Annotated in this window: 10 protein-coding genes; 6 read left to right on the forward strand and 4 right to left on the reverse strand. The window is 41.8% G+C overall.

Annotation, left to right across the window (positions count from 1 at the left end):
- Nucleotides 1-64 precede the first annotated feature (64 nt).
- From OKW21_RS05505 to OKW21_RS05530, 6 genes are all read left to right on the forward strand, one after another.
- A complete protein-coding gene (locus tag OKW21_RS05505; RefSeq protein ID WP_277478067.1) occupies nucleotides 65-1,297 on the forward strand; it encodes a metallophosphoesterase family protein in 1,233 nt (410 codons plus the stop codon).
- Between the two features lie 3 nt (nucleotides 1,298-1,300).
- The gene (locus tag OKW21_RS05510) at nucleotides 1,301-4,378 is read left to right on the forward strand and encodes an SbcC/MukB-like Walker B domain-containing protein (protein ID WP_277478069.1); all 3,078 of its coding nucleotides are present in this window, start codon (nucleotides 1,301-1,303) and stop codon (nucleotides 4,376-4,378) included.
- A 174-nt stretch (nucleotides 4,379-4,552) separates the two neighbouring features.
- Complete coding sequence (locus OKW21_RS05515; protein WP_277478071.1) at nucleotides 4,553-5,671, forward strand: alanine/glycine:cation symporter family protein; 1,119 nt, start codon at nucleotides 4,553-4,555, stop codon at nucleotides 5,669-5,671.
- Nucleotides 5,661-6,251: an alanine:cation symporter family protein gene (locus OKW21_RS05520; RefSeq protein WP_277478073.1), complete on the forward strand. Its 591-nt coding sequence runs from the start codon at nucleotides 5,661-5,663 to the stop codon at nucleotides 6,249-6,251. The genes OKW21_RS05515 and OKW21_RS05520 overlap by 11 nt, the downstream gene beginning before the upstream one ends.
- A 175-nt stretch (nucleotides 6,252-6,426) precedes the next feature.
- Nucleotides 6,427-7,419 (forward strand): NAD-dependent epimerase/dehydratase family protein, encoded by a 993-nt coding sequence (locus tag OKW21_RS05525; RefSeq protein ID WP_277478075.1) that lies wholly within the window; start codon nucleotides 6,427-6,429, stop codon nucleotides 7,417-7,419.
- On the forward strand, nucleotides 7,382-8,641 hold the full coding sequence (locus OKW21_RS05530) for a hypothetical protein (RefSeq protein ID WP_277478077.1): 1,260 nt from the start codon (nucleotides 7,382-7,384) through the stop codon (nucleotides 8,639-8,641). The genes OKW21_RS05525 and OKW21_RS05530 overlap by 38 nt, the downstream gene beginning before the upstream one ends.
- A gap of 15 nt (nucleotides 8,642-8,656) precedes the next feature.
- On the opposite strand, the gene OKW21_RS05535 is transcribed toward OKW21_RS05530, so the two are convergent.
- From OKW21_RS05535 to OKW21_RS05550, 4 genes are all read right to left on the reverse strand, one after another.
- On the reverse strand, nucleotides 8,657-9,667 hold the full coding sequence (locus tag OKW21_RS05535) for an ABC transporter ATP-binding protein (protein WP_277478079.1): 1,011 nt from the start codon (nucleotides 9,665-9,667) through the stop codon (nucleotides 8,657-8,659).
- A 144-nt stretch (nucleotides 9,668-9,811) separates the two neighbouring features.
- Nucleotides 9,812-10,465: a hypothetical protein gene (locus OKW21_RS05540; protein ID WP_277478081.1), complete on the reverse strand. Its 654-nt coding sequence runs from the start codon at nucleotides 10,463-10,465 to the stop codon at nucleotides 9,812-9,814.
- A gap of 435 nt (nucleotides 10,466-10,900) precedes the next feature.
- Entirely contained in the window at nucleotides 10,901-11,305 is a 405-nt protein-coding gene (locus OKW21_RS05545) for an Hsp20/alpha crystallin family protein (protein WP_277478083.1), read from the reverse strand.
- Nucleotides 11,306-11,424: 119 nt separating this feature from the next.
- The gene (locus tag OKW21_RS05550) at nucleotides 11,425-12,813 is read right to left on the reverse strand and encodes a sodium:solute symporter family protein (RefSeq protein WP_277478085.1); all 1,389 of its coding nucleotides are present in this window, start codon (nucleotides 12,811-12,813) and stop codon (nucleotides 11,425-11,427) included.
- Nucleotides 12,814-12,815 lie beyond the last annotated feature (2 nt).

The following is a 12,815-nucleotide window of genomic DNA, read 5'->3' on the forward strand; positions in this document are numbered from 1 at the left end:
AGTATATGTTGTGATCCCTTTTTCTTTTCTTGACAGCCTGAATCCCCTTTCTTATTTTTAGGCGATGAAATTGCTACACACTGCCGATTGGCACCTGGGAAAGCGTCTGGGTGATTACATGCGCCTGGAAGAGCAGAAAGAAGTGCTGGAAGAAATTTGCGAGATCGCGGAAAGGGAGGAGGTAGATGCGGTTCTCATTGCAGGTGATTTGTTTGATACTTTCAACCCCGGAAACGAAGCGGTAGAGCTGTTTTACAAAATAATTCATCGCCTCGCTGACGATGGCCGCCGGGCTGTGGTGGCAATTGCCGGTAATCATGACTCTCCTGACAGGGTAGAAGCTCCGGATCCGCTGGCTCGTGAGTTAGGCATCATCTTCCATGGAAAACCATCCACACAAATTCGCCCATTTGAGACCCGAAAAGGCCTCAGATTAATGCATGCAGACGAAGGTTTTGTAGCATTAAAACTCCCTGACTACGATTATACCCTACGCCTGCTGCTTACCCCCTATGCCAATGAGGTGATACTGCGCCAGTATTTAGGCACCGATGATAAAGAAGAAGCTTTACGCAACATATTGAGAAAAAGCTGGCAGGAGATGGCTGATCGGTATTGTGATGATAAAGGTGTTAATTTGTTAATGGCGCATCTTTATTTTATGCAAAGGGGAGGCGAGGCACCCCAGGAGCCGGAAGATGAAAAACCTATTCTACATATGGGGGGCGCACAGGCTATCTTTACTGAAGATATTCCTCAACAAATGCAATATGTTGCCCTGGGCCATTTGCACCGGTATCAGCATGTAGGAGGCACCAGCTGCCCTGTCATTTATAGCAGCAGTCCTCTAGGCTATAGCTTTAGTGAAGCCCATCAGCAAAAGTATGTGGTGTTGATTGAAGCTGAACCCGGACAGCCGGTAGCAACCCAAAAAGTTTCTCTGCAAAAAGGAAGAAAACTGGTCAGAAAGACCTTTAAATCTAAAGAAGAGGCAGTAAGCTGGCTGAGAGAAAACCCTGATACTTTTGTAGAGCTGACTTTCGTCAGTGATACATATATAGAAAGTGAAACAAAAAAAGCGCTTTATGATGCGCACGATGGCATCGTAAGCATTATCCCGGAGCTTCACTTACAGGAAGAGCAAAAAATAAAAACGAAGGTAAATTTGCAGCAGGACATCCGTCTCCTCTTCAAAGATTTTTTTGTTCATAAAAAAGGGCAGCAACCTTCAGATGAGCTGATGGACTTATTCAATGAAATATTGGAAACTGATGAAGATGAGGATGAAAGGGGATAAACAATGATTCCAGAGAAGCTTACGCTAAAAGGACTCTATTCTTACCGTGAACCACAAACGATTGATTTTGGTAGATTAACTTCTTCTCAATTGTTTGGAATTTTTGGCGCAGTTGGCTGTGGCAAATCTTCTATACTGGAAGCCATAATATTTGTGCTTTTTGACCGTAGCGACCGTCTCAATTTAAAAGATAACCGCTACTATAACATGCTCAACTTACAGAGTGATGAGATAGAAATTGATTTTACCTTCAGGGCCGAAGTCAACAGTAAGTCAGTTTATCGTTTTTATTTTAGGGCAGGTCGTAATCGAAACAACTATGACCAGGTAGTAGTACGAGATCGCAACTACTATAAGGATGAAGAAGGCAACTGGCTGCCGATTGCGGTCAAGGATGCATCCCAGTTGCTAGGTATGAATTACGAGCACTTCATGCAAACCGTAATCATACCGCAGGGTAAGTTCAGGGAGTTTGTAGATCAGGGCGCTGCCCAACGGACCCAAATGCTAAAGGAATTATTTAACCTGGGCCAATATGAGTTGGGTAGCAAGGTTAAAATCCTGCAGAGTAGAAATAAAACCGAGCTTACTGAGATCCAGGCAAGGTTAGCTGAGATAGGTGGAGTGAGTGAAGAAGAAATCAGAGAAATAAAGCAAAAGCAAAATGTGCTGGCTACCAAACTTAAGTCAGCAGCGAATGAAGCAAATGAGATAGAAAGAAAATGTCAGGCGCAGGATGCCCTTCACAAACTGTTCAGTGATATCCGTATTGCTGAAGAAGAAATAAAGAAGCTTCATGAACAAAAAACTCATTTTGCTCAGAAAGAACAGCAGCTTAGGAATTACAACCGTGCATATACGTATTTCAAAGAAAGGTTTCAGCTACAGATAGAGACGCAGGAAGAAGTTCATGCTGTCAAAGAGAAACGTAAGCACCTACTGGCACAGATAGATGAGCAAAAAATAAGACTAGCTTCAGCGCTCGAAGAATTACAAATACGACAAAAAGCATATGAGCAGCGCGAAACGGATATTCTCAAGTGCCAGGATCTGGAATATGTGATCAAGGTTAGAGAGTTCAAAGACGAGTTAATGCACGAAACAGAACAATTAGCTAAGCTCCAAAGAAATGTCAAAGCCATTGAGCAGTCTGTAGCGCAAAATAAACAAGAGCTTGTTCTGGAGGAGAAGCAACTGGATGAGATGGATACTAAGTTGCGTTTCAGATCTACGCTTCATGATATATACCACTGGCATCTACAACAAAGCCGGCTGTTAAGAGAAAAACAATCCTGTGAAGATTATCACAAACAGTATATTGCTCAGATTGATGAGTTGAGAGCTAAAAAAGCTCAGCGCATTGAAAGTTTTAGCTGGGCTAAAGCAGCTCCGGATATTGATGCGCTGAAAGTACTGATTCGTGAGCAGCTCAAGCATAACCAAGAAAAGCAGGCTAAAGCCGCTGAAAAGATGCGAGAGCTACAAATCAAGGAGAAGTTGGCAATCTATGCTGATAATCTAATAGAAGGAAAAGCCTGTCCGCTCTGCGGCTCTGAGCACCATCCACAGGCAGCACATGACGACTCAATACATGAGGAATTACAATCTCATGAAGAACAGCAAAAGGTTTTACAGCAAGAGGAGCATCAGCTAAGGCAGCTCAATGATGATATTATGCAATTGGAAAGTGACTTTAAAAGTACGGCCACGCTAATGCAAAAAGCCAAAACCGAACTTGAAGATGTGCAGAAAAAGATAGGACAGCATCAGCAGCAGTTTCACTGGGAGAAATTCAAAGGATATGACATTGAAGACATCAATGAATTTATCCAGAAGCTGGAAGTATTGGATAAAAAAGCGCATGAGCTACGTCAGCACATTCAACAGAGAAAGAAGCAACTTCCCGAACTAGAGCAGAAGTATCAGTTGGTTCAGGAGCAACTGAGAGCACACCAGCAAAAAGAACATGCGCTAAAAACCAGCATTGACAACCATCTCTCCTTACTCAGAGTGTACAATTACGAGGGCTGGAAAAATTATGAGTTGCCCGTACTCAAAGAAAGCCTGGAAAGAGGGCAGCGCCAGGTAGAAGAGGCGGCTGAGAAGTATAATCATGCGGTGAAAAACTTTAATGAGTGTGAAAAAGAACTGCATGGCACACAAAGCAAAGCAGACACCGAAAAAGAGAGGCTGGAGCAACAGGAACAAAAACAACAAAAACTAAATGCTGAAATAGAGACCCTCTGTAAAGAAAAAAACTTTGAAAGCCTGGCTCAGGTACATCAATTGCTTAGCCTGAAGCTGGATGTAGAAGAAGAGCAGCGACAGATACAATCCTACAATACCCGACTTAGTAGTCAGGAAGACCAGCTGCAAAAGCTGCGTAAAGAAGCGGAAGGAAAGACTTATTTGAAGGAGGAGCATGAAGGGTTAGTACAAAAAAAAGAGGAAGAAAAGCAAAAAGTACAACAATTACAGGAGCAATTGGCTGTGACAGGTGAGCAGCTTAAACGGATGGAAGAGCGACTGCAAAATAGTCTACAGCTCCAGAATAAGCAGGAAAAGCTACTTATCAGGGAAGGTAATTTAAAGGAACTGGCATCGCTATTTAAGGGGAGTGGCTTTGTAAGGTACGTATCTTCCGTATATTTGGATAATCTTTGCCGTACTGCTAATGAGCGATTTATGAAGCTCACCCGCAACAACCTTAGTCTGGAGCTTAACGAAGATGGAGAATTTATCGTCAGGGATTTTCTTAATAACGGCAAAACCCGCTTACTCAAAACCTTATCCGGTGGACAAACTTTTCAGGCAGCATTGTGCCTGGCTTTGGCGCTGGCAGAAAATGTAAAAACGCTCAATCAGGCGGAGCAGAGTTTCTTTTTCCTTGATGAAGGCTTCGGTTCGTTGGATAAAGAATCGCTCAGGCTAGTCTTTGATACGCTTAAATCTTTGCGCCAGGAGCAAAGAATAGTAGGCATCATTTCCCATGTGGAAGAGTTGCAGCAGGAGATAGATGTATACCTCAAAATCGTCAATGACAAAGAACGAGGCAGCCTGATCAGTCGTAGCTGGGAATGAAATGGTGCAATGTTCTAATAGTGCAGTGTGATAGTTTTACATCAAAGTGTAAAACTTTCTTCTGTTGTAATGATAAAATATATAATAAAATTTTGAAAAAAAATAAGTGCGATCCATAACATCGCTCCACGGGCGACCATAAAATCATAATACTAAGAACCATAACACCATTTCATGCAAGAGTTAAACGATTTCTTAAGCACCATTGATGGCTATATCGGTGGAGGCCAGTGGTTTGTCTTTGTACTTTTAGGTACCGGGCTTTTTTTTACGATCTATCTTAAATTCCCTCAGATACGTTATTTTGGTCATGCGCTCCGCTCAGTAAGAGGGAAATATGATAAGGAAGGCGATGAGGGTGATACATCACACTTTCAGGCACTTACTACAGCACTATCGGGTACGGTAGGAACCGGTAACATCGCCGGGGTAGCTTATGCCATCCACCTGGGTGGTCCTCCTGCCATCTTCTGGATGGTGGTCACTGCTTTCTTGGGTATGACTACCAAGTTTGTGGAGGTGACACTTTCTCACAAATATCGTGAAGTAGACGAAGAGGGCAGAATCGCCGGTGGACCTATGTACTACATGAAGAACAAGCTTAACTATCGTTGGCTGGCTGTCATATTCGCTGTAGCTACGATCCTTTCTTCATTCGGAACAGGTAATATGCCCCAGATCAATAGTATTTCCACTTCCATGTATGCTACTTTTGGAATCAACCAGATGCTGACAGGAGCCGTGCTGGCGATTCTACTTGGTTTTGTGATCATCGGAGGCATTACCAGAATTGCCAAGGTGACTGAGCGTTTGGTGCCCTTCATGGCAACTGTTTATGTCCTGGGTGCGTTGGCGGTAATTTTTTATAATATAGGAGAGATCCCTTCGGCCTTTTCCGCCATCTTCTCCGATCTGTTTACCGGTACTGCCGCAACCGGAGGGTTCCTGGGAGCCAGTATTGCTTATGCATTCAATCGGGGGGTAAACCGGGGTTTGTTTTCTAATGAAGCAGGCCAGGGATCAGCACCGATTGCACACGCTGCTGCCCGTGCCCATGAGCCGGTTTCAGAAGGTCTGGTAGCAATTCTGGAACCCTTTATTGACACCATCATCATCTGTAGTATTACGGGATTGGTGATCCTGACTTCGGGGGTATGGGATGATAAGATGCTCAACCGTTTTGAGAGTGCAGACTTGCTTATTATTAACGGAAGCCTGGAGGAAAGTAATGAAGCTGACCTGGATAAGCTCTATGGTTTACTGGTAAGAGGAGACGAAGTGGATGCTTTTTGATGGTCAATTACAGGTACAAAATGGTGAAATACAAAGTGATGTGACGGTAGTGCATGCCCGCTCAGTTGCCGAAAATATTGAAGTGTATCAGAATGGTAAGCCATTTAGTGGCGAGATCAATATTAGTTATGGTAAGCTTGATTTTGAGAAAGAGGAGAATCTAGGTGTAGAGATGCGGGGAGAGTCACTGGTCCACAGCGCACCGCTAACTGCTGAAGCCTTTACCCGTTCCTATCTGGGCAGCTATGGTCAATACATCATCTCTATCGGTCTCTTGTTATTCGCTTTTTCTACCGCCATTTCATGGTCCTACTACGGTGACCGGGCTACCACTTATTTGTTTGGCGTAAAGTATGTCAACATCTTTCGTATTTTCTATGTGGTAGGCTTTTTCCTGGCTTCCTTTGCTGATACTACCATCATCTGGACCCTCTCAGGCATCGCCATTGCCCTGATGACCCTGCCCAACCTGCTGGGTATATTGCTGCTAAGTAAGGATATGAAAAATACTGTAAAAGAGTACTGGACCGGCTTCCATGAAGAATATCCTGATGAAAAGATACCGGAGAAATTGAAATGATATCATGGTATTTAGAAAGTCAAAGATTCTAAGAAATGCAGTGATAAAATTTACCGTAGCCAATTCTGAATTCGATAACTAACACAAAGTCTGGAAACTCAATTTTTTTTATAGTTTTGCGACTGGACATTTTTTATTCTATAACCATATCGCCGTAGCGAAATAATATAAGCTTGTGAAAGTATTTTTAACAGGGACCAGCGGTCTGCTCGGTAGTAACACAGCCAAAGAACTATTAATGCGGGGGCATCATGTAAGAGGCTTATTTCATAATTCTATAGAAGCTGAACTTTTGGAGAAGCATCCGAACTTTGAGGAGTTTCATGGCGACATTACTGATCCTGACAAAATGATTGAGGGAGTGGCAGGATGTGATGCCGTAGTTCATGCGGCTGCGGATACCAGCCAATGGCCGGATCGTTCCCCCGACTATATCAATACCAATGTAAAGGGTACGCTAAACGTAGTAGAGGCTGCTAAGAAAGCTAAGGTAAGACGCGGTATTTTTGTGAGTACTGCCAACTCAGTAGGCTTCGGTACTAAAGCGCATCCCGGAGATGAAACTTCACCCCCCAAATTTCAGCAGTACGGCATTGGTTATATGGAGACCAAGTATCAGGCGCAGCAGATCGTCCTGAACGAAGTAAAAGAAGGTGGATACCCCTTCATTGTAGTCAATCCTACATTTATGATAGGTCCGAATGACTTTAAGCCCAGCTCCGGAAAGATGGTAATCGCAGTGGCTAAAGGCAAAGTGCCCGGCTATCCGGTAGGGGGGAAGAACTACGTATACGTAGGCGATGCTGCTAATGCCATTGCCAATGCCCTGACCATGGGAAGGCCGGGAGAATGTTATATTCTGGGAAATGAAAACCTTAGCTACCAGGAGATGTTTACCAAGATAGCTGAAGTAGTAGGTGCGAAACCTCCAAAGTTGGCGATTCCCCCTTTTGCCACTAAAGCTTTTGGGATGTTAGGAACAATCGCCGGAAACATTTTTGGAATTACACCTAATGTCAGCTATAAAATGGCTGTCGTTTCCTGTGATGGACATTATTTTTCAGCAAAAAAGGCAGTTGAAGAGCTCAACATGCCACAAACACCGATAGAAACCGCAATCAAAGAATGTTATGAATGGTTCAAAGAACACGGCTACCTCGACCAATGATACTCAGACTGTCACACAGAAATATTTTTTAGAGGAAGTAAAGACTAAAGCACAGAAAGAAGAGTTTCGTAAGCTGCCTTTCAAGATTTATGAGGGTGATCCTAACTGGATTCCGCATATCAGGCAGGAGGTAGAGCAGGTTTTTGACAAAAATCACAATACCTATTTTGGCCATGGAGAGGCTACACGCTGGATCATGCGCAATGCGGTAGGTAATGTAGTTGGACGTGTAGCGGCTTTTATCAACTGGCGAAGAGCCAAAACCTATGATCAGCCTACCGGTGGTATGGGCTTCTTTGAGTGTATTGATGATCAGGAAGCCGCTAATGTTCTCTTTGACCAGTGTAAAGCCTGGTTGGAAGAAAGAGAAATTGAAGCCATGGATGGACCCATAAATTTTGGCGAGAACAATAAATACTGGGGCCTGATTGTAGATAATTTTAACAAACCTCCCTATTACGGCCAAAACTATAATCCTGAGTATTATGTCAGGCTTTTTGAGAACTATGGTTTTCAGGTCTATTATCGCCAGATCGTTTTTGATAAGACCTTCTATGATCCGTTACCGGAAATTTATCAGCGCAGGGCTGACCGGCTGAAAAAAGAAGGGCACTACAAAGTAACTAACTTTAAAAAATCACAGGCGGAATTGTTTGCAAGACATTTTATAGAGATTTACAATGACGCTTGGCAGACGCATGATGGGTTCAAGGCAATGAAAGAGGAGCAGGCGCTGGCTATGCTAAGGCAGATCAAACCAGTAGCTGATGAAGACCTGATATACTTTGTATACTATGATGATGAGCCTATCGCTTTCATGGTAGCATTGCCCAATATCAACGAAGTGTATCAAAAAGTAGGAGACAATATGAATCTCTGGGGTAAGTTGAAATTCCTTTATCATAAAATGACCATGAAGTTTCATTCCTGCTATGGCGTAGCTTTTGGGGTGAAGCGCAAATACCAGGCGAGAGGTGTAGAGGGACTTATCTTTGACGATCTGCAGACCAAAGCCCTTACAGAGAAGAATTACAAATACGATAACTATATCGTAACCTGGGTGGGTGATTTTAACCCCAAAATGATTCGTGTGATGGAAGCGCTGGGATGTGTGAAGAGCAGAACCATGGCCACTTACCGCAAGCTTTTTGATGAAAATGCAGTTTTTGAGCGTTCTCCAATTATTGGGGTTAAGAAAGAAGATAAAAAAGAAAATAGTTGACCTTATATTTCTGAATTATGCCAGAATAGTAATGATTTTATCTTTGGGTATGTTGAGCCTGACCTGATCACCTACTTTAATATGGTTGGTCCGGTGATAAAGTACCCAGTTCTGCTGGGCATACTCCACTGCGACTTCATAAAAAGCACCCATAAAACGGATGTTTTTTATGGTAGCTTGATGTTTGCTATCCTTAACGTCAGGCTCAATCAGAATATCTTCTGACCGTATACAAAGGGTGCTTTGCCTTTTTGTTGGCAAGTTCAGCGCTGATTTTGCTTCATGGGTGCTGATGATATTGCAGTATCCAAAAAGCCCGGCAATATAGGTATTGGAAGGTTGCTTATAAATTTTTTCTGGTTTATCCAGTTGAAGTAACTTTCCCTGACGCATTACGGCTACCTGGTCGGCCATGGATAGCGCATCCTGTGGATCATGAGATACAATAATAGTAGTGATTTCAAGGGCTTCTAAAATATCAATAATTTCACGCTTCAGATGCGCTTTAAGGCTCAAATCAATATTACTGAAAGGTTCATCCATTAATAGCAGTAGCGGCTCTTCAGCGAGCGCTCTTGCCAATGCTACTCTTTGTTTCTCACCGCCGGATAGTTCCCGGGGAAAAGAATCTCTGAGGTGTTGCAATTTGCATATTTCCATAAGTTCTTCAGCTCGCTCCTCCTGATACTCTTTTACATAAGCTCTTAGAATACGCTTGATATTTTGTGCTACATTAAGCTTGGGAGATAGCTCATAATGTTGATATACCATCTTGATCTCCGGGTGCCCGGGAACCAGTCTGCGTGATGGCCCCTTCACCCATTCTCCGTTGAGGTAAATCTTTCCTTCATCAGGTTCCAGCAATCCGGCGATGATTTTGAGCAAACTGGTTTTTCCTGAGCCACTTTCTCCGGTAAGCGTCAATATTTGACCTTTATCTAAACTAAAACTGATATTCTTAACAGCATTTTGATCTTTACCTTCATAGGCTTTGCTGACATTTTTTACTTCAAGGATTGTAGACATATTTGGCTGCTTAACTATCTTAAGTTAAATGGTGTAGACTGATAAAAGTTGCGAAATACATGAAAAAAGCTCCAATTTCAGGAAACTGGAGCTTGAGCTGTTAATAAATCAACATTTTATCTACAATCGCGACATGCGTTACGTTTATCTTAGCGAAATTTTTTTAGCAGTCTGTTCTCTCATGTCTGAAGTAAGGTTAAAATATTCAACCAGTTCTATCTGGTCACCAATGTCATAAGGCCTAAGTTGATTCTTCTTCATATAAGTATGAAGGCTTCTTTCTTTATTTTGCATAATAGGTAGTACTTCACGCTTGAAACTTTTAGATTTTATAAGTTCGTTTTCGTAGTGCACAAAGTACTCATAGCAAACCTTATGTTGGTTGAGACGTTTGTTTCTGTTTGCCAAATAGCCTTCCTTGGCATTATAGGCTGGATATTTATTGCGTTTTCTGACGTAACTGATATCACCTTCCAGCACCACTTCGTAAAAAGCTTTTTGCTGATATCTGGGGTTGATGTAATTGGTTAATGTTACAAAATCATGAAAGAGGTTTTCACTCTCCTCATAATACTTGAACGCTGTTACCTGATGGGGTGTAAATGTTTTGATGACATCATCAATTTTGCACATGACAATATCGTGAGAGTAATCGTAACTGATGTCACCTTTTACAACTTCGGTGTTTTCTAGTATTATCACTCCCGGATACCAATCAGTAGTACTATTGGAAAGTTGTGCATTAGCAGATACAGCGAGGGTAAAAATAAAAGCAGAAAAAATTGAAATAGTCTTCATATTAATCAGTGGTTTTGAGCTTACTTACCAAATTATATTTGGTGAATTGTAAGCAATTTATCTATTCTATCATGCATTTGTGCTACTGAAAAATGACAATAATGCTGATGTAAGAACTAACCAAAAAAATTATTAAAATGTTAAATTTTCTGATTAATAAATATTTATTATTGCCATTTTTTGAATATACGAAATGATTTTATATAAGATTTGATTTCTAAAGGACTTTTTTTTGCATGATAAAATGGAATACTATGATGCATTTTACTTGATAAACAGAATATTATTCTGATAAATATGGGTGAGGCAAAGGAAAAATTACATACGGAATGGAGTGCTGAATATTCTTTAAGTCAGAAGGAGGGGAAAAAGAAAAAAAAAGCATAAAAAAAGCCGAATCTTACGATCCGGCTATCATTTTTTTTAAGAAAAGTATTAGTATTCTCTAATATCAATTTTCTTGACTTTCATCGTGTCCTGCTCACCATTGTATGGCATATGCACTTTGAGTAATCCTTTATCAAATATGGCATCAATCTGCTCTTTATCCACAAAGGGTGGTATCTCAAAGGTCTGATTGAATACAGGTACCGTATATCGGGCTGCTTTCTGAATATCATCCTCAAATAATTCAGAGCCCTTAAGTACCGCATATACTACTAACTGATTTCCTCTCAAAAATATATTGAACGCATCACTACTCACACTTGGAGCATGGATTACTATTGTAAAATGATCTTTCTGTCTATCTATATTTACTGAGGCAGCAGTACTACCACCACCAATGGTATTCATCGCATCAAACTGATGAACAAAGTCTTTTAGTACATTTTTCATCATTTCCTCCTTTTGTTTAACCTATAAGGATCAAATCTTATACCATAGCCAAAAATGTACATTTCACAAGGCCTTTAATGTCAATTTGTCTTGCCTCTGTAAAAATAAAGACTTTATGTCATCTATTTTCTAATTTGATATGAAATGATACTGAATAAGCCTAGTGCCATCAAAAGGAAAAGGTCCATTCTAAGGAAACCTACTTCTGATGGGATGAGCCCTAACAATGAAAGGATAAAGATTATCAAAGCAGCAGCAGTTGCCACAATTATTTCATTACCCAATGTCTTCTTGCTCAATACTCCAGTGAGTATCATCGGAGCCAGCATGGAAGTACCGGCAAAGCTTACCCTGGCTAACATGACCAGCTGATCGCCGGCAAGCACTGAGAATATGAGCGCGACAACTGCAAAGCCAAAGATAGAATAACGGGTAATGCTCAACACCTTTTTTTCATGCCCCTTCAGCAGAGAGCGAACTTCCGTACCCAATGCAAATATTTGCGAGTCAGTAGTAGAAAGCCCGGCGGCCAATAGTCCCACTACGGCTACAGCAGCAACAAAATCAGGTTGTTCATAGAGTAATACTCGTGAAAGAAAGTCAGCTGTAGGAAGATCAGGGTACCTGACTGCGCCGTACATACCGATAAATGCGGTTGGCAGGATGATCAATATGGCGAATATACCTACCGCAACTGCCATCATGTGCGTGGTTTTCAGGTTTCGCATGATAACCAGCCTGATTGTAAGCTGAGGCTGTGTGACAGGTATAAAAAGAATTACCATAAAAGAGGCAATTAGGAATTGCACACTAAATAAGCCTGTGGGACCTGGAGTGGAAAGCAGAGCCGCGTTGGCAGCTTCTACCTGGTCAAACATATTTCCAAGGTCTCCAAAGTATTCTACACAGCGGATTCCAATAATCCAGGTCACGATCAGGAGCGTCAAACCTTGTATGGCATCTGCATTCATGATGGCTTTCAACCCTCCGATTTCACTATAGGTAAGCATGACCGCGACTATAATAATTGCCCATCCCCAGAATGGCATGGCATCAGGAAATACCGCGGTAAGGAAGATAGCAATACCCCTGATCTGAATGGCCACATACGGAACGAGGAAAAGAAAGACACCAGCAAAGCTGACATATCCCGCCCATTTGTTCTGATAGCATTTCACCAAAAGTCCGGCTACGCCATTGAAACCTTTTTCGGCTACTTTCTTGCGTAAATGATAACCCCACCAAAGTATAAAAAATACCATTCCTCCATCAGATACCGCCAGAAAAAGCCATGCTCCAATACCATTGAGGCGAAAGAAATCAGGCATACCCAAAAGTGTAAATGTACTGAAAAGTGTGGCAGCAAAAGTCAAGAAGCCCAGGATAATACCTATGTTAGAGCCTGCTAGAAGATAATCCTCCGCGCTTTTGTTTTTCTTAAATGATCGTGTAGCTACAAAGGCCAGCATGCCCAAATAGAGAGTGCCTAATATAATAATCCAGGTAGTCATAA

It is taken from the genome of Catalinimonas alkaloidigena, assembly GCF_029504655.1.
In the GTDB taxonomy this organism is placed as follows: domain Bacteria; phylum Bacteroidota; class Bacteroidia; order Cytophagales; family Cyclobacteriaceae; genus Catalinimonas; species Catalinimonas alkaloidigena.

What these genes read in the sequence shown, in the direction of transcription:
- OKW21_RS05505 (WP_277478067.1), top strand. Translation starts at nt 65, where the DNA reads ATGAAATTGCTACACACTGCCGATTGGCACCTGGGAAAGCGTCTGGGT.
- OKW21_RS05510 (WP_277478069.1), top strand. Translation starts at nt 1,301, where the DNA reads ATGATTCCAGAGAAGCTTACGCTAAAAGGACTCTATTCTTACCGTGAA.
- OKW21_RS05515 (WP_277478071.1), top strand. Translation starts at nt 4,553, where the DNA reads ATGCAAGAGTTAAACGATTTCTTAAGCACCATTGATGGCTATATCGGT.
- OKW21_RS05520 (WP_277478073.1), top strand. Translation starts at nt 5,661, where the DNA reads ATGCTTTTTGATGGTCAATTACAGGTACAAAATGGTGAAATACAAAGT.
- OKW21_RS05530 (WP_277478077.1), top strand. Translation starts at nt 7,382, where the DNA reads ATGAATGGTTCAAAGAACACGGCTACCTCGACCAATGATACTCAGACT.
- OKW21_RS05535 (WP_277478079.1), bottom strand. Translation starts at nt 9,667, where the DNA reads ATGTCTACAATCCTTGAAGTAAAAAATGTCAGCAAAGCCTATGAAGGT.
- OKW21_RS05540 (WP_277478081.1), bottom strand. Translation starts at nt 10,465, where the DNA reads ATGAAGACTATTTCAATTTTTTCTGCTTTTATTTTTACCCTCGCTGTA.
- OKW21_RS05545 (WP_277478083.1), bottom strand. Translation starts at nt 11,305, where the DNA reads ATGATGAAAAATGTACTAAAAGACTTTGTTCATCAGTTTGATGCGATG.
- OKW21_RS05550 (WP_277478085.1), bottom strand. Translation starts at nt 12,813, where the DNA reads ATGACTACCTGGATTATTATATTAGGCACTCTCTATTTGGGCATGCTG.